Source organism: Erythrobacter cryptus DSM 12079 (genome assembly GCF_000422985.1).
GTDB lineage: Bacteria > Pseudomonadota > Alphaproteobacteria > Sphingomonadales > Sphingomonadaceae > Erythrobacter > Erythrobacter cryptus.
The window spans coordinates 319024-339279 of record NZ_AUHC01000001.1 but is presented as its reverse complement, the minus strand read 5'-3'; the positions used below and the strand labels follow the sequence as shown (position 1 = coordinate 339279).

The 20256-nt window shown below is 67.9% G+C and carries 18 protein-coding genes; 8 read left to right on the top strand and 10 right to left on the bottom strand.

All coding sequences use genetic code 11. The annotated features are described in order from the left end of the window. Positions 1 to 37 precede the first annotated feature (37 nt). On the top strand, positions 38 to 1222 hold the full coding sequence (locus G524_RS14650) for a serine hydrolase domain-containing protein (RefSeq protein WP_036857206.1): 1185 nt from the start codon (positions 38 to 40) through the stop codon (positions 1220 to 1222). Between the two features lie 22 nt (positions 1223 to 1244). Here G524_RS14650 and G524_RS0101610 read toward each other — a convergent pair whose 3' ends face one another. The 3 genes from G524_RS0101610 to purF all read right to left on the bottom strand — a co-directional run bounded on the left by G524_RS0101610 (position 1245) and on the right by purF (position 3925). Then, a complete protein-coding gene (locus G524_RS0101610; protein ID WP_027442141.1) occupies positions 1245 to 1592 on the bottom strand; it encodes a PilZ domain-containing protein in 348 nt (115 codons plus the stop codon). A 113-nt stretch (positions 1593 to 1705) separates the two neighbouring features. Continuing rightward, positions 1706 to 2431: an SDR family NAD(P)-dependent oxidoreductase gene (locus G524_RS0101605; RefSeq protein WP_027442140.1), complete on the bottom strand. Its 726-nt coding sequence runs from the start codon at positions 2429 to 2431 to the stop codon at positions 1706 to 1708. 6 nt (positions 2432 to 2437) lie between these two features. Beyond that, positions 2438 to 3925 carry an amidophosphoribosyltransferase gene (gene purF, locus G524_RS0101600; RefSeq protein WP_027442139.1) on the bottom strand — a complete coding sequence of 496 codons (1488 nt, stop codon included), beginning with the start codon at positions 3923 to 3925 and terminating at the stop codon, positions 2438 to 2440. Positions 3926 to 4168: 243 nt separating this feature from the next. Between purF and G524_RS0101595 the strand changes: the two genes are divergently transcribed. The 7 genes from G524_RS0101595 (at position 4169) to G524_RS0101565 (ending at position 12889) form a co-directional block, all read left to right on the top strand. Then, positions 4169 to 5407: a lipoprotein-releasing ABC transporter permease subunit gene (locus G524_RS0101595; RefSeq protein WP_027442138.1), complete on the top strand. Its 1239-nt coding sequence runs from the start codon at positions 4169 to 4171 to the stop codon at positions 5405 to 5407. Continuing rightward, positions 5400 to 6101 (top strand): ABC transporter ATP-binding protein, encoded by a 702-nt coding sequence (locus G524_RS0101590; RefSeq protein WP_027442137.1) that lies wholly within the window; start codon positions 5400 to 5402, stop codon positions 6099 to 6101. The genes G524_RS0101595 and G524_RS0101590 overlap by 8 nt, the downstream gene beginning before the upstream one ends. Further along, the gene (locus G524_RS0101585) at positions 6098 to 6577 is read left to right on the top strand and encodes a glutathione peroxidase (protein ID WP_027442136.1); all 480 of its coding nucleotides are present in this window, start codon (positions 6098 to 6100) and stop codon (positions 6575 to 6577) included. Before G524_RS0101590 ends, G524_RS0101585 begins: the two co-directional genes overlap by 4 nt. Before the next feature lie 77 nt (positions 6578 to 6654). Next, positions 6655 to 10155 carry a DNA polymerase III subunit alpha gene (gene dnaE / locus G524_RS0101580; RefSeq protein ID WP_027442135.1) on the top strand — a complete coding sequence of 1167 codons (3501 nt, stop codon included), beginning with the start codon at positions 6655 to 6657 and terminating at the stop codon, positions 10153 to 10155. Between the two features lie 182 nt (positions 10156 to 10337). Continuing rightward, entirely contained in the window at positions 10338 to 11945 is a 1608-nt protein-coding gene (locus tag G524_RS0101575) for a long-chain fatty acid--CoA ligase (protein WP_036857073.1), read from the top strand. Next, positions 11926 to 12471, top strand: coding sequence for a GNAT family N-acetyltransferase (locus tag G524_RS0101570; RefSeq protein WP_245561257.1), 546 nt, complete (start codon positions 11926 to 11928; stop codon positions 12469 to 12471). The genes G524_RS0101575 and G524_RS0101570 overlap by 20 nt, the downstream gene beginning before the upstream one ends. Continuing rightward, entirely contained in the window at positions 12455 to 12889 is a 435-nt protein-coding gene (locus G524_RS0101565; protein ID WP_027442132.1) for a DUF1330 domain-containing protein, read from the top strand. The genes G524_RS0101570 and G524_RS0101565 overlap by 17 nt, the downstream gene beginning before the upstream one ends. On the opposite strand, the gene G524_RS0101560 is transcribed toward G524_RS0101565, so the two are convergent. The 7 genes from G524_RS0101560 to G524_RS14635 form a co-directional block, all read right to left on the bottom strand. Further along, positions 12886 to 13215, bottom strand: a complete 330-nt coding sequence (locus tag G524_RS0101560; protein ID WP_027442131.1) for a hypothetical protein — start codon at positions 13213 to 13215, stop codon at positions 12886 to 12888. The two genes, G524_RS0101565 and G524_RS0101560, sit on opposite strands and share 4 nt — an antisense overlap. Positions 13216 to 13246: 31 nt before the next feature. Continuing rightward, positions 13247 to 15079 carry a S8 family peptidase gene (locus G524_RS14645; RefSeq protein ID WP_051220816.1) on the bottom strand — a complete coding sequence of 611 codons (1833 nt, stop codon included), beginning with the start codon at positions 15077 to 15079 and terminating at the stop codon, positions 13247 to 13249. A gap of 310 nt (positions 15080 to 15389) precedes the next feature. Then, positions 15390 to 16487 (bottom strand): PA0069 family radical SAM protein, encoded by a 1098-nt coding sequence (locus tag G524_RS0101550; RefSeq protein WP_027442130.1) that lies wholly within the window; start codon positions 16485 to 16487, stop codon positions 15390 to 15392. 65 nt (positions 16488 to 16552) lie between these two features. Continuing rightward, complete coding sequence (locus G524_RS0101545) at positions 16553 to 17044, bottom strand: YbjN domain-containing protein (RefSeq protein ID WP_027442129.1); 492 nt, start codon at positions 17042 to 17044, stop codon at positions 16553 to 16555. Between the two features lie 77 nt (positions 17045 to 17121). Beyond that, the gene (gene moaB / locus G524_RS0101540; protein ID WP_027442128.1) at positions 17122 to 17652 is read right to left on the bottom strand and encodes a molybdenum cofactor biosynthesis protein B; all 531 of its coding nucleotides are present in this window, start codon (positions 17650 to 17652) and stop codon (positions 17122 to 17124) included. Beyond that, the gene (locus G524_RS14640) at positions 17652 to 19415 is read right to left on the bottom strand and encodes a lytic transglycosylase domain-containing protein (protein WP_084625019.1); all 1764 of its coding nucleotides are present in this window, start codon (positions 19413 to 19415) and stop codon (positions 17652 to 17654) included. Before G524_RS14640 ends, moaB begins: the two co-directional genes overlap by 1 nt. After that, positions 19412 to 20188, bottom strand: coding sequence for a uracil-DNA glycosylase family protein (locus G524_RS14635; protein WP_036857068.1), 777 nt, complete (start codon positions 20186 to 20188; stop codon positions 19412 to 19414). The genes G524_RS14640 and G524_RS14635 overlap by 4 nt, the downstream gene beginning before the upstream one ends. Between the last annotated feature and the right edge of the window lie 68 nt (positions 20189 to 20256).

Below are 20256 nucleotides of genomic sequence, written 5' to 3'. Positions count from 1 at the left end.
GGCGGGGCCACAAGGGGAGAAAGGACAGCATATGGGCATGATCGCGCGCGCCGCCTCGGGGATTGTTGGTGCCGCCTTGGTGGCACTGGCGCCGCTGCCCGCGCTGGCCGGGCCAGAGGCAGGTACGGTGACGCTGCACCAGCCGCCGCCGCGCGCGCCAGAGGATTTGCAGGTGCTGTTCTGGAGCGATGCCGAGCGCAGCGCGCGGTTCCGGGCGATGGAACAGTGGTTTGCCGGGCACGAGGTGCCGCCCGCTCCGGCGCCGCGCGCGCTGCCTGAGGGCGCGCAGCTCGCGCCCGAGCTTCGCGCCGAACTCGAAGCGGTCATGGCCGAAACCAACACCGCCGGGCTAATGGTGGTGCAGGACGGGAAGGTGCGCTTTCAATCCTATCGCCTTGGCCTTGGCCCCGATGACCGCTGGACCAGCTTCTCGGTGGCCAAGAGCTTCACCTCCACCCTGCTCGGCGCGGCGGTGAAGGATGGCTTCATCACCAGCCTCGACGATCCGGTGACCAAATATATTCCCGGCCTTGCGGGCAGCGCCTACGAGGGTGTGAGCGTCAAGCAGCTTGCCACCATGACGAGCGGGGTGAAGTGGAACGAGGATTACACCGATCCGGCAAGCGATGTGGCGCAGATGAACCGCTTTGTCGTCGCATATGGCCCCGATGCCATTGTCGAGCAGATGAAGCGCCTCCCGCGCGAGGCCGAGCCGGGCACCAAGTGGGTTTACAAGACCGGCGAGACCAATCTCATCGGCGTCCTGGTGGAAAATGCGGTGGGAAGGCCGCTTGCCGAATATGCCAAGGCCAAGATCGTCGATCCGGCGGGCTTTGCCGGCCCGATGTTCTGGATGGTCGATCCGCGCGGGGGCAATATCGGCGGGTGCTGCCTTTCGCTCAGGCTTGCCGATTATGCCCGCATGGGCCTTTTCGCGCTCGAAGGGGGCAAGGGGGTGGTGCCCGAGGGCTGGTTTGCCGAGGCGGGCGCGGCCAAGGTGAGCTTTGCCCCGCAGCGGCCGGGCTTTGGCTATGGCTATCAGTGGTGGGCCTATCCCGATGGGGCCTATGGCGCGCAAGGCATCTTCGGCCAGGCGATCACCATCGTGCCGGCCAAGCGGCTGGTGATCGCCTATGTCGGCAATTGGGCGCAGGCCAGCGGCGGACCGGAGCGCGCGCGCCTGCTTGCGCTCAGCCAGAAGATCGCCGCAAGCCTTGACTAGCGCCGCCCGCGCCGCGAGCGGCTCAGATCATCTGGCGATAGACCCCGACATTGCTGTAGCGCTGGAGGATATTGTCGTGCACGATCGGGCTTAACAGCTCGGCAAAGGCGCAGCCGACGATGCAATTGTCCCACCACACCACCTCGGCCTGGAGCGCCTCCAGCCCCGGCAGGGTGAGCCAACAGATCTGCCCTTCGTGCATCCGGTTGATCGCCGCGGCGGAAAAGCCCGAGATCGAAAGATCGTGCACCACGCTCTGGAACGCCCGCCCGCCCGAGGCGCGCAGGGTGGCCGGGATGGTGAGCTTGGTGCGCGGGGCGCAGCGGTCTTCCTGCGCTGCCCTGCTGTAGGGATCAAGGTCGCGTCGCATCGCTGTGTGCCCTGACTGGTCTGGCTGCGGGATGGCCCTGTTGCGGGCCACTTGCGCGTGTGCGCCGCCAATCCCTAAGGCCATCTTTCCAAACGGGGTTAACCCGCGGGCAATCAGGCGCCCTGTTCGATGCGTTCGCGGTGGAGGCCATCAAAGCCCGCCGCGATCAGCGCCACCAGGCGATCGGCCACCACCTCGGGCGGCTTGACGCTCGCCGGATCCTCGCCCGGATAGGCGCGCGCGCGCATCTGCGTGCGGGTCGCGCCGGGATCGATGATCGCGACGCGCAGCGGCGCAAGGCGTTCTACCTCGGCGGCATAGGTGGCAAGCAGGTTTTCAAACGCCGCCTTGGTCGCGCCATAGGCCCCCCAATAGGCCCGCGGCGCGGCGGCAACGCTGCTGGTAAGGCCGATGAGCTTGCCCGCCGCGGCGCGGCGCAGGAGCGGATCGAAGCCCGCGATCAGCGCCTGGGTGGCCACCACATTGGTGAGCAGCGCCTGGTTGAACTGCTTGGGATCGATCTGCGCGGTCGGGGTCAGCTCGGGCAGATAGGCCGCAGCCAGCACGAGAATGTCGAGCGCCTGCCAGCGCCCCGCCACCGCCGCGGCGAGGCGGGCCACCGCATCGGGCTCGGCCAGATCGAGCGGGGCGATGGTCGAACTGCCGCCCGCGGCGTGGATCGCATCCTCGACCTCCTCGAGCGCCTTGACCTTGCGCGCCACGAGGATGACATGCGCGCCGGCCGCGGCCAGAGCCTTGGCAGTGGCAGCGCCGATGCCGCGGCTGGCTCCGGTGACGAGCGCGGTCTGCCCGGCGAGCGGTTTGTCGGTTTGGGTCATGCTGTCTCAGGCGGCCTTGGGATCGGCAAAGGGAAGCTCGGCGCTGCGCGCCTCGGCGATGGCAAGATCGGTGAGGCTGGTGGGATAGTCGCCGGTGAAGCAGGCATCGCAGAATTGCGGGCAGGCCGGATCGCGCCCCTCCTTGCCCACCGCGCGATAAAGCCCCTCGATCGAGATGAAGGCGAGGCTGTCGGCCTTGATGAAGGCGCGCATCGCCTCAAGCTCCATCCGCGCGGCGAGCAGCTTGGAGCGCTCCGGCGTATCGACCCCATAGAAGCAGGAATGGGCCGTGGGCGGGCTGGCGACGCGGAAATGCACCTCGCGCGCCCCGGCATCGCGCATCATCTCGACGATCTTGAGCGAGGTGGTGCCGCGCACGATCGAATCGTCGATGAGGACGATGCGCTTGCCTTCCACCAGCGCGCGGTTGGCATTGTGCTTGCGCTTGACGCTCGAATGGCGCGCGCCGTCGCCAGGCTGGATGAAGGTGCGCCCGACATAGTGCGAGCGGATGATGCCAAGCTCGAAGGGCAGGCCCGATTCCTGGGCAAAGCCGATCGCGGCGGGCACCCCGCTGTCGGGCACGGGCACCACCACATCGGCGCTGCAGGGGGCCTCGCGCGCCAACTGGATGCCGATTGCCTTCCTCGCCTCATAGACGCTGCGCCCGGCGAACACCGAATCGGGACGGCTGAAATAGACATGCTCGAAGATGCAGGGGCGCGGCGGCAGGCTGCCGAAGGGGCGCACCGAGCGGATCTCGCCGGCGAAGTTGACCAGCACCAGCTCGCCCGGCTCGACCTCGCGGATGAGCTCGGCCCCGACGACATCGAAAGCGACCGTTTCCGAAGCAAAGACGATCGCCTCGCCGATGCGGCCCATCACCAGCGGGCGAATGCCGAGCGGATCGCGGCAGGCGATCATGCCTTCGGGCGTCATCACGATGAGGGCATAGGCGCCTTCGACCAGCCGCAGCGCATCGACCAGCCGGTCGGCGATGGTGGGATAGCGGCTGGTGGCAACCAGGTGGATGATCACCTCGGTGTCCGAGGTCGACTGGAAGATCGAACCCTTGCTGACGAGGTCGCCGCGCAGCACCATCGCGTTGGAGATGTTGCCATTATGCGCCACGGCAAAGCCGCCGCTGGCAAGATCGGCATAGAGCGGCTGGACGTTCCTGAGGCCCGATCCGCCGGTGGTGGAATAGCGCACGTGGCCTGCCGCCATGTGCCCGGGAAGCGCGGCGATCGCCTCGGCGTTGGAGAAGTTCTCGGCCACATGGCCAAGCCCGCGGCGGGCATAGAACTCCTGCCCGTCATAGCTCACGATCCCGGCGGCTTCCTGCCCGCGGTGCTGGAGCGCGTGGAGCCCGAGCGCGGTGATCGCCGCGGCATCGGCGGCGTTGATCGCGCCGAAGATGCCGCATTCCTCGCCGAGCTTGTCGCCCTCGGCATCGCGCCAGGGATGGGTCAGATTGCAGGGTGTCATCGGCATCACCAACCTGTGCGTCTCGCCCGGCGCCGTCGCGCTCCGCCCCAATGGCGATGTGACCGATCAATTACAAGTGCCCGCACCGCTGCAACCCCCGCATTTTTGGCGACCGTGATGTGACCACCCCGCCCGGGGACAGGCCCGGGGACAGGCCCGGGGACAGGGATGCGGGCGGGATTGCCGAGCGCGCGCGCGCGCCCTAGATGCATCCCGCACCGCAGCTTTCCGGGCCTCATCGTTCCTCTCATGCTTTCCCCCTTCGAATGGATGATCGCCAAGCGCTACCTCTGGCCCGGCCGGGGCGAGGCCTTCATCGCGCTGGTGGCCGGCATCTCGGTGGGGGTGGTGGCGCTTTCTGTGGCGCTGCTGGTAGTGGTGATGAGCGTGATGAACGGCTTTCGCGCCGAACTGCTCGAGAAGATCACCAGCCTCAACGGCCATGCCGTGGTGCAGGCCTATGGCGGGCGGATCGAGGACTGGCAGCGCATCATCGCCCGGCTCGAGCGCACGCCCGGGGTGCGCGAAGCCTCGCCGCTGATCGAGCAGCCCCTGCTCGCGAGCTACGGCGGGCGGGTGGAGGCGGTGTTCGTGCGCGGCCACACCGATGCCGATATCCGCGCGCTTTCCGACAAGGTGCTGATCGGCGATATTGCCAATGTGCTCGACGGGTCAGGCCGGGTCGCGCTCGGCAGCCGGCTGGCGCAGAACCTCGGGGTGCGGGTGGGCGATATCATCACCATCATCAACCCCCAGGGCCGCACCACGCCCTTCGGCACCTCGATCCGCCAAGTGGGCTACGAGGTCGGCGCGATCTTCGAGGTCGGCATCTACACCTTCGACGAGAAGTTCGTGGTGATGCCCTTGAAGGACGCGCAGACCCTGCTGCTGATGGGCGATGCCGTGGCGCAGATCGAGGTGACGGTGGACGATCCCGACCGGGTCGGCACGATCCTTGCGCCCGTGGCCGAGAGCCTGTCGGGCAAGGCGGTGATTGCCGACTGGAAGACCATGAACGCAGCGCTGTTCGAGGCCCTGCAGGTCGAGCGCGTGGCGATGTTCTTTGCCTTGAGTTTCATGGTGCTGGTTGCGGCCTTCAATATCCTTTCGAGCCTCGTCATGCTGGTGCGCGCCAAGACCCGCGACATCGCGATCATGCGCACCATGGGGGCAACCCGGCGAAGCCTGCTCAAGATCTTCGTCACCACCGGCACCACCGTGGGGGCGATCGGCACCGCGGCGGGCCTGGTGCTGGGCGCAATCGTGCTGTTCTTCCGCGAACAGATCGTCGCGGCCATCGCCTTTGCCACCGGCCAGCAGATCTGGGATCCGGAGGTGCGCTTCCTTTCCACCCTGCCGTCGCGCACCGATCCGTGGGAGGTGGCCGGGATCATCGCGCTGGCGCTCACCTTGAGCTTCCTTGCCACGCTCTACCCCGCGCTCAAGGCTGCCAACACCGATCCGGTGCAGGTGCTGCGCTATGAATAGGGTGGAGCCGATCGTGGCGCTGCGCGGCCTTAAGCGCAGCTTCATCCAGGGGGGGGAGCGCATCGAGGTGCTGCGCGGGGTCGATCTTGACATCATGCCGGGCGAGATCGTCGCGCTGCTCGGGCCTTCGGGCTCGGGCAAATCGACCATGCTCCAGGCGGTCGGCCTGCTCGAGGGCGGGTTTGAAGGCTCGATCCGCATCGCCGGGGTCTGCGCCGAGGAGCTTTCCGCCGATGCGCGCACGCAATTGCGGCGCGAGCACCTTGGCTTTGTCTATCAGTTCCACCACCTGCTCCCCGATTTCGACGCGCGCGAGAACGTGGTGATGCCGCAGATGATCCTTGGCCGCCCGCGCGCCGAGGCCGATGCGCGGGCCGAGGCGCTGCTTGCCGGGCTTGGGCTTGGCGCGCGGCTCACCCACCGGCCCAGCCAGCTTTCGGGCGGCGAGCAGCAGCGCGTCGCCGTGGCCCGGGCGCTGGCCAACCGGCCGGCGCTGGTGCTTGCCGACGAGCCGACCGGCAATCTCGACGAGGCGACCTCGGACGTGGTGCTCGCCCAGTTCCTCGCGCTGGTGCGGGGCGAGGGCAGCGCCGCGCTGGTTGCCACCCACAACGAACGCCTCGCCGCAAAGATGGACCGGGTGGTGCGGCTCAAGGACGGGGTGCTGCACGAACAGGAAGGGCAGATGCCATGACCACGATTGCCGATTTCACCGTTACCACCAACCGCGGCGAGCCGCTCGATCTCAAGGACAAGCTCGGCAAGGTGCTGCTCGTGGTCAACACCGCCTCCAAATGCGGCTTCACACCGCAATATGAAGGGCTCGAGGCGCTCTATCAGCGCTACAAGGACAGGGGCTTTGAGGTGCTGGGCTTTCCCTGCAACCAGTTCGGCGCGCAGGAGCCGGGCAGCAACGAGGAGATCGCCCAGTTCTGCAGCGTCAACTTTGGCGTCACCTTCCCGCTGATGGCCAAGATCGAGGTCAATGGCCCCGATGCCTCGCCGCTGTTCGACTGGATGAAGCGCGAGGCCAAGGGGGTGCTGGGCACCAGCGCGATCAAGTGGAACTTCACCAAGTTCCTGATCGACCGCGAGGGCAGGGTGGTGCGCCGCTATGCCCCCACCGATACGCCCGAGCGGATCGCGCGCGATATCGAGGCGCTGCTGTGAGGCGCGCCGGGCGCGGCTGTGGACAACCCGCGCCGCGGCGGGCTGCGGGAATCGCCGCCATGGCCTAGGCTTGGCCCATGCCCTTTGCCCGCTTCGTCCCGCTGCGCGTGTTTTCGAGCTATTCGATGCTCGAGGGGGCGATCGATCCCAAGGCGATCGCCAGGCTCGCGCGCGAGCGCGGCTTTCCCGCCATCGCCATCTGCGACCGCAACGGGCTTTATGCCGCGATGGCCTTCGCCGCGGCGTGCAAGAGCGAAGGGGTGCAGCCGATCATCGGCGCGCTGCTGGGGGTGGCGCGCGAGGAGGGCGGGGCGGCGATCGATCACCTGCCGCTCTATGCCAAGGACGAGGCGGGCTATGCCAATCTGTGCCACCTCGTCTCCAGGGCCCATCTCGATCGCCCGCTCGAGCGCGCGCCGCATGTCACGCTGGCTGATCTGGAAGGCCGCAGCGAGGGTCTGATCGCGCTCACCGGGGCGGAAGAGGGGGCGCTCACCCGGCTGCTTGCCGAGGGCCAGCACGAGGCGGCCGCGCGGCTGGCCGAGCGGCTGATGCAGCTTTTTCCCGGGCGGCTCTATGTCGAACTGGCGCGCCATGGCGATCCGGTCTGCGCACGCGCCGAGGAGGCGCTGATCGATCTGGCCTATGCGCGCGATCTGCCGCTGGTGGCCACCAACCCTGCCAATTTCGCCGAGCCGCAGATGCACGCCGCGCATGATGCCATGCTGTGCATCGCCCATTCCACCCACCTTGAGGCGGAGGAGCGGGTGCGCTCGAACCCGCAGGCCTTCGTCAAGTCGGCGGCGATGATGGAGGAGCTGTTTGCCGACCTGCCCGAGGCCATCGCCAACACCTTGGTGATTGCCCAGCGCTGCGCGGTCGCCCCGCCCTATCGCAAGCCGATCCTGCCGAGCCTCGCCGGCGACCAGGCGGGCGAGGCGCGGATGCTGGCCGAGGATGCGCGCCGCGGGCTCGAGGCGCGGCTGGCCGCCTATCCCGATCTCAGCGAGGAGGAACGCCGCGCCTATTTCGATCGCCTCGCCTTCGAGGTCGAGGTGATCACCAAGATGGGCTTTCCCGGCTATTTCCTCATCGTTGCCGATTTCATCAAATGGGCCAAGCAGCAGGGCATTCCGGTGGGGCCGGGGCGCGGTTCGGGGGCGGGCTCGCTGGTCGCCTGGGCGCTCACCATCACCGATCTCGATCCGATCCGCCTGGGGCTGCTGTTCGAGCGCTTCCTCAATCCCGAGCGCGTCTCGATGCCCGATTTCGATATCGACTTCTGCGAAACCCGCCGCGGCGAGGTGATCCGCTATGTCCAGGCCAAATACGGGGCCGATCACGTCGCCCAGATCATCACCTTCGGCAAGCTGAAGGCGCGCGCGGTGCTGCGCGATTGCGGGCGCATCCTGCAGTTGAGCTATGACCAGGTTGATCGGCTGTGCAAGATGGTGCCCAACCATCCCACCGATCCCTGGACGCTGCCGCGCGCGCTCAACGGCGTGGCCGAGTTCAAGCGCGAATATGACAATGATCCCGAGGTCAGGCGCATGGTTGACCTCGCCATGCAGCTTGAAGGCCTGCCGCGCAATTCCTCCACCCATGCCGCCGGTGTGGTGATCGGCGATCGCCCGCTGGCAGAGCTGGTGCCGCTCTACCGCGATCCGCGTTCGGACATGCCGGTGACCCAGTTCGACATGAAGCATGTCGAGAGCGCCGGCCTCGTCAAGTTCGACTTTCTCGGGCTCAAGACGCTCTCGGTGTTGCGCAAGGCGGTCGATCTGCTCGCCGCGCGCGGCATTGGCATCGATCTGGGCGCCCTGCCGCTCGACGATCCGGCGGTCTATCAGCTGATGCAGGCGGGCAACACCGTGGGGGTGTTCCAGCTTGAATCGGAAGGGATGCGCCGCACGCTCAAATCGGTAAAGCCCACCAATTTTGGCGACATCATCGCGCTGGTCTCGCTCTACCGGCCCGGGCCGATGGACAATATCGACCTGTTCGGCCAGCGCAAGGCGGGGCTGGTGCCGATCGAATATCCCCATCCCAGGCTCGAGCAGATCCTCGCCGAGACCTACGGCATCTTCGTCTATCAGGAACAGGTGATGCAGGCCGCGCAGGTGCTGGCCGGCTATTCGCTGGGCGAGGCCGACCTCTTGCGCCGGGCGATGGGCAAGAAGATCAAGGAGGAGATGGACGCCCAGCGCGCCCGCTTTGTCGAGGGCTGCGGCAAGGTTTCCGATATCCCGCCCCAGCGTGCCAACGAGCTGTTCGACCTCATCGACAAGTTTGCCGGCTATGGCTTCAACAAGAGCCACGCCGCGGCCTATGCCCTGCTCGCCTATCAGACCGCCTGGCTCAAAGCCCATTATCCCGAGGAGTTCTACGCCGCCTCGATGTGCTTCGACATGCACCAGTCGGACAAGCTCAGCGTGTTTGTCGATGACGCGCGGCGCTATCCCAATGGGGCGGGCGGCGTTGCCATCCTGCCGCCCGCAATCAACGCCAGCGAGGCCGAATTCACCGTAGAGCAGACCGATGCGGGCTATGGCGTGCGCTATGCGCTCGCAGGCATCCGCAATGTCGGGGAAAAGGCGATGGAGGCGATCGTCGCCGAGCGCCGGGCGCGCGGGCCCTTCGCCAGCCTCAAGGATTTCTTCGAGCGCCTGCCCCCGGGCAGCATGAACCGCCGCCAACTGGAAGCGCTGATCGGTGCGGGCGCGCTCGATGAGCTCGAGCCCGATCGCGCCCTGCTCCACGCCAATGCCGAGCACCTGATGGCGCTTGCCGAGGCGGCCGCGCGCGAGCGCAGCAGCGGGCAGGGCGGGCTGTTCGGCGGCGATGCGGGCGAGGCCGCGGCGCTGCGCCTGCAGCCGGCCGCGCCCTGGAGCCGGGCCGAGCGCATGGCCAAGGAACGCGAGAATTTCGGCTTCTTCTTCTCCGCCCACCCGGTGCAGCAATATCGCGCCATCGCCTCGGCCAATGGCGCGCGCTCCTACCAGAGCCTGATCGAGGCCGGGGCGCCGCCGGGCGGGCGCGGCACCGCGGTAATGGCGGTGATGGTCGAAGGGCTGACCAAGGCGCGCACGCGCAAGGGCGGCGCCTTCGTGCGGGCCGATTTTTCTGATGCCAGCGGGCAGTTTTCCGCCGCCTGCTTCGAGGAGGCGCTGATCCCTTCCTTCGAGCGCTGGGCCGAGGCGGGCGAGTGCCTGTTGCTGACGGTGGAACTCGATGCCCCCAATCCCGACGAGCCGCCGCGCCTCACCGTGCGCGGGGCGCGGCCCTTGAAGGAGGTGAGCGGCACCACGCCGATGCAGCTTGCGCTCGAGATCGCCAGCATCACCGCGCTAGGCGAATTGAAGCGCGAGCTCGAGGCGGCGCGGAGCGAGGGCGAGGGCGGCAATGGCGAGGTGGTGGCGTGCCTCAGGCTTGCGGGCGGGGGGACGGCGCACGTGAGGCTCGGCACGCGCTTCGTGCTCTCGGGCGAACTTGCCGAAAGGCTCGGCGCGGTCGAAGGGATCAGCCAGGTCGCGCTCGCGCCCCTCAAGCGCCGGCCCCAGCTGCGGCTGGTGGCCTGAGAGCGCCGCAAAACAGGGGCATGCCGCGCCCTGCGGGGCTGAAGCGCGCGGGCCTTGCGCTCGCCCCTGGCGCTCAGCCGCCGCGATTGCCAAGCGCGCGGCAGGCGGGCATGAAATCGGGCGCGATTCCGCGGGGCTCAGGGCACAGCGCCCGGCCGCGCCAGCCAGACAGGGAGAGAGAAATGGCCGCCACCAGGCTCGGAGCGATGCAGGACTGGACCATGCGGGTGACCGCGGTGATCGATCATGCCGCGCGCGAGGCGCCGACGCGCGAGATCGTCAGCCGCTGGGCCGATGGCAGCATCACCCGCACCAACTGGGCCGGGATCCGCCGCGATGCCCTCAAGATGGCGCAGGCGCTCCAGCGGCTCGGGATCAAGCCGGGCGAGCGGGTGGCGAGCCTTGCCATGAACCATTCGCGCCACCTCGTCAGCTGGTATGGCGTGGCGGGCATGGGCGGGGTGCTCCACACCGTCAACCCGCGGCTGTTTGACGACCAGCTCGAATATATCGTCAATCACGCCGAAGACCGGGTGCTGTGCTACGATGCCGCCTTCCAGCCGATTGTCGACCGGATGCGCGATCGCTGGCCCACGGTCGAGCACTATATCTGCTACGATAGCGGCGCCAACGCGCCGGCCTTCGAGGACTGGATCGGGGCCGAGGACGGCGATTTCGCATGGGTCATGGGCGCCGAGACCGACCCTTGCATGATCTGCTACACCTCGGGCACCACCGGCAATCCCAAGGGGGTGCAGTATGAGCACCGCTCGACCGTGCTACACGCCCTTGCCGGCCTGCAACCGGCGGCGTTCAACTTCAGCGCCTCCTCGGTGATGCTCCCGGTGGTGCCGATGTTCCACGCAGCCAGCTGGGGCCTGCCCTATGCCGGGGCGATGGCGGGGATCAAGTTCGTCTTTTCCGCCCTCAACGATCCGGCGGTGCTGCACCAGCTGATGCTCGATGAGGGTGTGACCGACAGCGCCGGGGTGCCCACGGTGTGGCTTGCGCATTTCCAATATTGCGATGCCAACGGGCTCGATCTGCCGCCGCTCAAGGCCGCCACCATCGGCGGCTCGGCGGCGCCCCGGTTCATGATCGAGCGGCTGCTCAAGAACGGCACAAGGGTGCAGCACGCCTGGGGCATGACCGAGACGTCGCCCATCGGCACGGTGGGTGGGCCGACCTGGGACTGGGACAGCCTCACCCTTGAAGAGAAGGTCGAAAAGACCGCGATGCAGGGCCGCCCGATCTTCGGCGTCCAGCTGCGCACGGTTGATCTTGATGACATGACCACCGAACTGCCGCGCGACGGCAAGACTGCGGGCGCGCTGCAGATCCGCGGGCCCTGGGTGATCAAGCGCTATTTCAAGGCCGATAAGGACGCGGTCAACGACGAGGGCTGGTTCGATACCGGCGATGTCGGCATTCTCCATCCCGATGGCACGCTCCAGCTCACCGATCGCACCAAGGACGTGATCAAGTCGGGCGGGGAGTGGATCAGCTCGGTCGAGCTGGAAAACGCCGCCTGCGGGCACCCGGGCGTGGCCGAGGCAGCCTGCATCGGCGTGCCCCACCCCAAGTGGGACGAGCGCCCGGTGCTGTTCGTGGTGAAGAAGGCCGGGGCCGAGGTCAGCGCAGAGGACATCATCGAGCACCTGCGGCCGCTGGTGGCCAAGTGGTGGCTGCCCGATGCGGTCGAGTTCGTCGACGAGATCCCCCACACCGCCACTGGCAAGATCAGCAAGAAGGATCTGCGCGATCGCTTCCGTGACTACCAGCTCGCCTGATCCGGCGATCCGCAGAGGCGCGCCCGCCGATGCCGGCGCGATCGCGGCGATCTATGCCTGGCACGTGGCAAACGGCACCGCCACCTTCGATCTCGAGGCGCCAGGCGCCGAGGCCTGGGCAGCGAAGATCGCCGAATTTGCCGCACGGGGCTTGCCCTTCCTCGTCGCCGAGCGCGGCGGTGAGGTGATCGCCTATGCCTATGCCGCGCGCTTCCGCGAGCGGCCGGCCTATGCCCCGACCTGCGAGGACAGCATCTATGTCGCCGCCGATGCGCGCGGGCAGGGGATCGGCAGCGCCCTGCTGCCAGCGCTGATCGAAGCGGCGCGCGCGGCCGGGTTCGAGCAGATGATCGCGGTGATCGGCGGAGGCGAGCCGGCCTCGGTGGCGCTCCATGCCAAATGCGGCTTTGTCCATGCCGGGCGGATGCGCAAGGTTGGCAGGAAATTCGGCCGCAGGCTCGATACGGTCTATATGCAATACGATCTCAAAGGAAAGGGATGGGACGGGGATGACAGCCTATATTGATCCGGGCGCGGCCAATTTTGCCGCCTTCAAGGCCCTGCCGCGCGACACGCCGATCCACATGCTCAACCTGCTCGCCTATCGCGCGCTTGCCGACTATCCCGAAGGCCACGAACATGCGGGCAAGGGCTGGAGCGGGCGGCGCGCCTATGAGGAATATGGCCGCACCAGTGCGCCGATCTTCCAGCGCGTGGGCGGCAGGATCGTGTGGCGCGGACGCTTCGAGACCATGGTGACCGGGCCGGAAGGCAAGCGCTGGGATGATGGCTTCATCGCCTTCTATCCCAATGCCGCGGCCTTCTTTGCCATGATCAAGGACCCTGACTATCAAAAGGCGGTGATCAACCGCAGCGCTGCGCTTCTTGACAGTCGGCTCATTCGCTTTGCGCCCTTGGAGGCGGGCGAGGGGTTCGGCGCCTAATCCGCCGCTTCGCCTTCCTCACCTGCCGCCGGCGGGCCGAAGGGGGCAATGCGCGGGTTGGAAAACACCCCGCCCGGTTCCTCGGCCCCGGCAAAGCGCGGATCGACGCGCGCGGCCCAAGCGCGCGACACCAGCACGCAGGCGAGCCTTTCGGCCTCGTCGGTGACGATCACGCCGAAATCAGGATCGATGACGTCGAGCGGGATCGCAAAAAGGGCGGCCACGCCCTCACGGTCAGGCGGAGCTTCGCCATCATAGCGAAACTGCACCATCACCTTGTCACCCGGCTCGGGGGCATCGGCCGCGGTGTTCTCGGGTTCGGGCATGGCCGCAAGTCCTTTCTGCTTGCCTCGCGGCCTAGCCGCCGCAGCCGCATCCGCCCCCGGCGGGCCTTGCCGGGGCCGGAGCGGGCGGAGCGGTGAGCGCGGCGCCGGCACGGGCATCAACCTGGCCGAGATAATAGAACAACTCGGCCAGATCATCGAGACCAAGCTGAGAGAGGGCGCTGCCATCGCCAAGATCGAGCATGCCGCCCATCGGCGCGGCGCCTGGCCAGCCCCAGGCGTAAGGATCGCCCGCGCCGGCATCGAGCCCCGGGCGCGGCGGGATCGGCGGCACCGGGGGCACGGGCGGGATCGGCGGGATCGGGGGGATGGGCGGGATCGGCGGGATCGGGCGGCACAGTTGAGGGAAGCGCCGGCACAGGTCGGGCGGCACCGGCACCGGGCGGCACAGGTGGGGGAAGCGCCGGCAAATATCGATGACCAGCGGCTGCAACTGCCGGGCGATGGCGCAGCCATTGACCACCCCGAAGCCGTGGAGGAAATCATAGCCGCTGCTGCCAAGGTCCTCGGCGGTGCCGGTCACCAGCGCACGGATCGCCGCCGGGCTGCGCGCGGGATTGCCGGCGACGAAGGGGCGCTTGGTGCGGATCGCGGCGACCACGCCGGCCACCACCGGGCAGGCCGCCGAGGTGCCGCCATCGGCCGCATAGACCCCCGAACCGCTGAAATGGGTGTAGCCCGAAATATCGGGCTTGGTGCGCGCCAGCCGCCCGGGGCCCTTGCTCGAATAGCCCACGCGCGTCTTGCCAGTGTCCACCCCGGCGACCGAGAGCACCTCGGGGTGGCTGTTGGCCCCATAGATGGCGTTGGCGGTCACCCCCTGGCACCGGCCATCGGGGCAATCGCTGCCGCAATTGCCCGCGGCAAAGAGGATATCGGCGCCGTGGCTGGCAAGCGTGGCGACGATGCGGTTGAAGGGGTGGTTGGGGTTGTCGCTGTAATTGCCCGGGTGGCCGACCGGGAAGTCCCACGAGGGGTGGAACATGCCCCAGCTGTTGTTGACCACCAGCGAGCGGGTTTCGCCCGGGCGCCGCGGGGCGCGCATCACGGCGATGAGGTGGTTGTAGGCCCGCACCGCATCCGAAAGGAAGCCCTCCATGCGGGTGGCGCCGGTCGCGGTCGATTGCAGCAGCGCGATATCGAGCAGGGTGCACCTGGGCGCGGCGATGCAGACATCAAAGGCGCACATGGTACCGTGGCCCACCGGCAGATTGCCCGGCACCAGGCCCACGCGCGGCACCCAGCTGCGCGTTGCATCGAAGGCGGGATGCTTGCCCCTGGCGGCAAGGTGGGCAAGGTTGATGCCGGTATCGACGATCGCCACCAGCACACCTTCGCCCGTCGCCCCGGCGCGGTGCAGCGCATCGGTGCACAGCAGCCGTTCCACGGTGTGATGATCGCCGAGCGGCGGCGAGCCGGGGCAGATCAGGCAAGGCTCGATCGCGACATCGGCAAACACCCCGATCACCCCGTCCTGCGCCAGCAGCTCATCGGCGATCCTCTCGGCCTCGCCGGCCTCGCATTCGGCGCGCATCAGATATGTTTCCGAGATCGGCGGCTGCATGTCGAAGGCGGCCGGCTCATCGCCCGAAGCCGTATCGCCATCGGCCGCGGCAAACCCGGCCGCGGGGCCCCCGGCGGCGATATCGGTGACCACCGCCACCCCGAAATCGGTATCGATGCTGAGGCCCTTGACCCCATCTGCGGCGCTGACGGTCTTCGATTTCATCATCGCCTTGGCGCCATCGGCTCCGCCTTCGGCGGCGACATCGGCGGCAAAGGCGGCGGCGGCCTTGGCCACATTGGTATCGCCCGCCATCTCGATGAGTATTCTGATCTTGCCCATGATCGTGATCCTTCCCTGCGCTGGTGTTGGCGGCATGATTGCGCGACCATGTTCTTGTGCAGTTTCAATCAGGCACACGGCAGCAATCCCGAAAATCGAGTGAAATATTCAGAAATTCGAAACAGGATTGCGCCGATTCTGTTTATACAAGAAAATTGTCGGGCAAAGATGTAGAATCGCGACAATATTGATTAATACAAATAGTCAATTATTAGCTAAATATTAGTCATGTTGCTCTGGCGATCCGCCAAGGCGCCCGTGCTGGCCACGCGCCAGCAAGGTTGAGTCACCGGCGCCGGGCCGGGCGCGGTCAGAACAGCGCCAGCTGTGCGCTGCTGGCGGGCGGGCGGAAACGGGTGCAATCGAGTTCGAAGCGCACCCGCTTGGCGCCCGTGGGAATCCCCGATTTGATGCAGGCAAGGCGGATGCGGCTGCGAATGAGATCGGCCCACACCCCTTGCGCCTTCATCCGGCTAAAGAAGCGCGGATCGTTGTCGCGGCCTGCGCGCATCTCTCGCACGATTGCCATCACCTTGGCGGCACGCTCGGGGAAATGGACCGCGAGCCACTCGCGAAACAGCGGCGCCACCTCGTGCGGCAGGCGCAGCGGGATCCAGCCGACGCTTCTCACCCCCAGCGCGGCCGCGCGGGCGATGATCGCCTCGATGAATCGATCGGTGAGCGCGGGGATGACGGGCGAGAGTGAACAATGCACCGGCACGCCCGCCTCGACCAGCCGCCCGAGCGCGGCGAGGCGCTTCTCGGGCGTGGGGCAGCGCGGCTCGAGCTTTGCTGAAAGCCCAGGATCGAGGCTGGTGACCGAGATCGCCACGGCCACCAGGTTTTCCTGCGCCAGCTCTGCGAGCAGATCGAGATCGGCCAGCACCCGGTCGGACTTGGTGGTGATCGTCACCGGGTGACGCGTTTCGCGGCAGACCTCGAGCAGCTGGCGGGTGAGGCGATAGCGCCGCTCGATCGGCTGATAGGGATCGGTGTTGGTGCCCATGGCGATCGGGCGGGGCTGGTAGCCGGGCCGCGCCAGCGCCGCGCGCAGCAGCGCCGCCGCATCGGGCTTGGCGAAAAGCTCGGTCTCGAAATCAAGCCCCGGCGAAAGATCGTGCCAGGCATGGGTGGGCCGGGCATAGCAATAGATGCAGCCATGCTCGCAGCCGCGATAGGCATTGACCGAGCGGTCAAAGGGAATATCGGGCGAGGCGTTGAAGCTGAGGATGCTGCGCGCGCGCTCCTCGTGCACCCGGGTCTTGAGCTTGACCGGCGCTTCGCCCAGCATGCGCACATGCTCGCGCCAATCGCCATCCGCTTCGCGCGCGGGCAGGCCGAATCTGGCCGAAACGGCCCGCGATTGCGCCCCGCGCCCCTTGATCCGGAAATGTTCCACGTGGAACATTTACGGAACGAAAGTGCGCTTGCCAAGCCTTGGGGGCGCAGGCCGGGCCGCGCGCCGCGGCGGTGCTATTCGCCGTAGAGATAGCCGAAGAAATCGACCACCGAGCCAAACCACAGCCCGATCTGGCGGCGATAGTTCTCGCGCGTGATCCCGCCATCGGCGATGATGTACATGCGCACCGCGATGGTGCCATCGGGCTCGGTATAGGCGCGGCCGAAGTTCTCGCGGTAATTGTAAGTGTTGATCGCCGCGACGATCTGCTCATCGGTGGTGCCGTCATCGGGGGTGAAGGTGGCGAGCATCGAGCTGCCGAGGCAGTTGGTCTTCTTCTCGTTGTCCTCGCAGGCCATGAGCAGGGCATCGGCGAGCACCCCGTCATTGAAGGTGAAGTCGATCCTTTCGGCCGTGCGCGGCGAGGTGATGGTCGCCCCGGCATCGCGCAGCGCCGCCTCGAACTCGTCGCGGGTGAAGTGGGTGAGCGTGCCGCTGGCCTGTGCCAGAGCAGGTGTGCTGGCCAGGGCAAACAGCCCGGCGGCGAGAATCATTGCGGTTTTCATGGGGCCCCTCCTCGTGATGAGGCCATGGGGCTAACAGAAATCCCAAGCCTGAACAGGGGGCGCAGCGCGCGTGCGGGCTATTTTTCGCGCAGCCGCGGCATCAGTTCGACAAAGTTGCAGGGGCGGTTGCGGCTGTCGAGCTGTTCGGCAAGGATGCCGTCCCAGCCATCCTTCACCGCGCCGTTCGATCCCGGCAGGGCGAAGATGTAGGTGCCCCGCGCCACCACCGCCATGGCGCGCGATTGCACCGTGCTGGTGCCGATGGTCTTGAAGCTGATCCAGCGGAACAGCTCGCCAAAGCCGGGGATCTCGCGCGCTTCCCGGATCATCGCCAACGCCTCGGGGGTCACGTCGCGGCCGGTGAGGCCGGTTCCGCCGGTGCTGATGATGGCATCGATCGCCGGATCGTCGATCCAGGCTTCAAGCTTCGCGGCAAGCGTGGGCGCATCGTCCTTGACGATCTTGCGCGCGGCAAGCTGGTGGCCGGCACCGGTCACCCGCGCGGCAAGGATATCGCCCGAGGTGTCGGTCTCGGCCGTGCGGGTGTCCGATACGGTCAGCACCGCGATGTTGATCGGCTTGAATGGGCGGGAAGGATCGATCGCCATCAGCGCTCCAGCCGCGCGGCGCGCATCGGGCGGGCATCGGGGAAGGTCGGCCAGCGCCCTTCGGCGAGCGCCCGGCGGCTGGGCGAGGCAGTCCCGGCGAGCCGCTCATACATCCAGTAATTGCGCATCACGATCGCCACATATCCGCGGGTTTCCCAATAGGGAATCGATTCCATCCACAAGAGCGGATCGCCTTGATCGTTGATCTCGGCGTTCCAGCGCGCCACCGGGGTCAGCCCGGCGTTGTAGGCGGCCATGATCTTGGGCAGCACCCCGCCGGTGGCGGGATGGTCGCGCAGCATGGCGAGGTGGCGCTGGCCATAGGCAAGGTTGACTTCGGGATCGTTCAAATCGGCCCAGCTCGCCCCGAGATTGAGCCGCCCGGCATGATCGCGCGCAGCCGCCGGCATGATCTGCATCAGCCCGCGGGCATTGGCCGGGCTGACCGCATCGGCCCGGAAGTTCGATTCCTGCAGCGCATGGGCAAAGGCGAGCGCCGGATCGACCTGCCAGCCGCCCACCGGCTGCCAGCGCGCCAGCGGAAAGCGCAGCGCCGGATCGCTGCTGGTGCCATAGGGGGCGTTGTGGGCCATGAACAGCTGCGTGCCAGGCAGGCCCAGCTCGCGCGCCAGCCGGGCGAGCGCGGCATAATGGCTCACCGGGCCGATCTTCGCCTCGTGGCGCAGGACGGTGTCGGCGAGCGCCGGGCGGCCGATCTCGGCCAGCGCCACGGCCACCGCGACATTGCTGCGCGTGGCAAGCTGCTGCCAGTCCTCGCGGCTGAAGGGCGCGGGCGGGGCATGGGCGGGAAGCTCGATCCCGAGCTGATCGGCCGCGAGCATCCCGTAGAGCGTCTCGTGCAGCTGCGCCGCGGCGGCAAGGTGCTGCTGCGCGGCGCCCGGCTCGCGGCAGCGGATCGCAGCGCGGTGCGCCCAATAGTGGCCCGCAGCGGCGAGTTCGACATTGGCAGCGCGCCCCGCCACCCGATCAAAGGCCTCGCCCGCGAGCGCGCAATAGCCCAGCCGCCAGGCCGCGAGGCCCTCGACCCAGGCGGCCTCGGCCACCCATTCGCCGGTGCCCTCGGCGGCGGTGCGCGCCAGTTCGAGCGCGGCATTGTCGTCGTTCTCGATGTAGAAGCTCCAGGCGACGCGCTGGCGCCATTCGGCCCGGGCATCGGCGGAAAGCAGCGGATCGACCTCGGCGAGCAGCCTCTGGGCCTCGACCGGATTGTCGCCCTTGATCGCGGCGAGGATGGCGCTGGCGGTGGCGGCGGGCATGGTGCCGTCATTGACCGGTCGGGGCAGGATGCGCCGCGGCGCCGAGGGCTGGCGCACCAGCGCCTGCGCGCTCGGCAGCGCCGGCAGCACGGCCAGCCCGCGCTTGGCCCCCATGCGCACCAGCTGTTCAGCCTGGGGCAGATCGGTGCCGCGCGCAAGCCAGGCGGCGATCGCCTCGGCGCTTACCTTGGGGCTGCGGGCATGGGTGTAATATTCCGCCTCGGCCACCTGGGTGAGCACCCCGTCGGGGCGCTGGGCGAGCAGGCTTTCCACCTCAGCCCATTGTTCGGCATCGATCGCGGCAAACAGCGCGCGATAATGCGCGCGTTCCTCGGGCGAAAGCAGGCTCGGCACGGCGGCGCTGGCCTCGGCGCGCGCCTCACCGCGCCAGTCGGCCACGAGATTGCCGACCTGCGCTGCGGCCGCGCCCGGCAGGGCGAGGGCGGCAAGGCCGATCATCCCCAGCGCTGCCCGAAGGTGCCTCATGCCTCGCGCGACCATTCCATCCATCTCCGCCAGAACCGGGGCTTGAGCCGGGGCATCGCCAGCATTGCCTCGAGCGCATCGCCAATCATCACTGGAGCCTTGCCCGAAGCATGGTTGAATTCACGTAAAGACGTCCCCGCCTGCGGTGCCAGCAGCGGCCCGAGCGCGCTGCCGAGCACCAGGAGGCGCTGCGGCGCCACCAGGGCGATGTGATGGGCGAGCACCTTGTCCCACCCTTGCGCTGCGAGCGCGGCATAATCGGCAAGCGGCATGTGGCAGGGCAGGGCGCTCGCCAGATAGGTCTCGTCGGCCCCGAGGCCCATGGCGCCAAGCATATTGGCAAGCAGGCGCCCCTGCGGCCCTTCGAGCAGGGCGGCGCTATCGCCTTCCTCGGGCTGGGGCACCAGCACCATCAGGGCGGCGCCTGCCACCCCGCGCGGGGGCACGCGCGGATAGAGCCCGCGGGGGAGGAGCGCCGGATCGTTCAGCCACCATTCGCGCCAGGCGGCAAGATCAGCCGGGGGCGATTCGCCCATGAGATCGGGCTGGGGGGCGGGGGCAGCAGTGGATGGGGCGGGGGCCGAGGCTGCCGGCGATGCGGCGGGCGTGCCGCGCGGCCCTGCTGGCCCGGCAGCGCCCTGGGCCTCGTCAAGCGGCGCCTCGGCCAGCAGCGCCGTAGCGTCATCGTGGAAGGCGCAGTCCACCCCCGCGGCCTGCCACCAGGCCAGCGTTGCTGCCACATCGCGGGCGAGCGAAAGGTCTGCCAGGCTCATTGCGATCCCATGTCAAGAAAGGCAGGTCTTGACTGTCCCACACCCTGTTAGCAAGTGAGCCGCACAGC

Excerpts from the sequence above, each read along its gene's own strand:
- G524_RS0101560 (WP_027442131.1), bottom strand. The coding sequence starts at position 13,215 with ATGCCCGAACCCGAGAACACCGCGGCCGATGCCCCCGAGCCGGGTGAC.
- G524_RS0101545 (WP_027442129.1), bottom strand. The coding sequence starts at position 17,044 with ATGAAAACCGCAATGATTCTCGCCGCCGGGCTGTTTGCCCTGGCCAGC.
- G524_RS14650 (WP_036857206.1), top strand. The coding sequence starts at position 38 with ATGATCGCGCGCGCCGCCTCGGGGATTGTTGGTGCCGCCTTGGTGGCA.
- G524_RS0101550 (WP_027442130.1), bottom strand. The coding sequence starts at position 16,487 with ATGTTCCACGTGGAACATTTCCGGATCAAGGGGCGCGGGGCGCAATCG.
- purF (WP_027442139.1), bottom strand. The coding sequence starts at position 3,925 with ATGCCGATGACACCCTGCAATCTGACCCATCCCTGGCGCGATGCCGAG.
- dnaE (WP_027442135.1), top strand. The coding sequence starts at position 6,655 with ATGCCCTTTGCCCGCTTCGTCCCGCTGCGCGTGTTTTCGAGCTATTCG.
- moaB (WP_027442128.1), bottom strand. The coding sequence starts at position 17,652 with ATGGCGATCGATCCTTCCCGCCCATTCAAGCCGATCAACATCGCGGTG.
- G524_RS14640 (WP_084625019.1), bottom strand. The coding sequence starts at position 19,415 with ATGAGGCACCTTCGGGCAGCGCTGGGGATGATCGGCCTTGCCGCCCTC.
- G524_RS0101590 (WP_027442137.1), top strand. The coding sequence starts at position 5,400 with ATGAATAGGGTGGAGCCGATCGTGGCGCTGCGCGGCCTTAAGCGCAGC.
- G524_RS0101575 (WP_036857073.1), top strand. The coding sequence starts at position 10,338 with ATGGCCGCCACCAGGCTCGGAGCGATGCAGGACTGGACCATGCGGGTG.
- G524_RS0101610 (WP_027442141.1), bottom strand. The coding sequence starts at position 1,592 with ATGCGACGCGACCTTGATCCCTACAGCAGGGCAGCGCAGGAAGACCGC.
- G524_RS0101585 (WP_027442136.1), top strand. The coding sequence starts at position 6,098 with ATGACCACGATTGCCGATTTCACCGTTACCACCAACCGCGGCGAGCCG.
- G524_RS14645 (WP_051220816.1), bottom strand. The coding sequence starts at position 15,079 with ATGGGCAAGATCAGAATACTCATCGAGATGGCGGGCGATACCAATGTG.
- G524_RS0101605 (WP_027442140.1), bottom strand. The coding sequence starts at position 2,431 with ATGACCCAAACCGACAAACCGCTCGCCGGGCAGACCGCGCTCGTCACC.
- G524_RS0101595 (WP_027442138.1), top strand. The coding sequence starts at position 4,169 with ATGCTTTCCCCCTTCGAATGGATGATCGCCAAGCGCTACCTCTGGCCC.
- G524_RS14635 (WP_036857068.1), bottom strand. The coding sequence starts at position 20,188 with ATGAGCCTGGCAGACCTTTCGCTCGCCCGCGATGTGGCAGCAACGCTG.
- G524_RS0101565 (WP_027442132.1), top strand. The coding sequence starts at position 12,455 with ATGACAGCCTATATTGATCCGGGCGCGGCCAATTTTGCCGCCTTCAAG.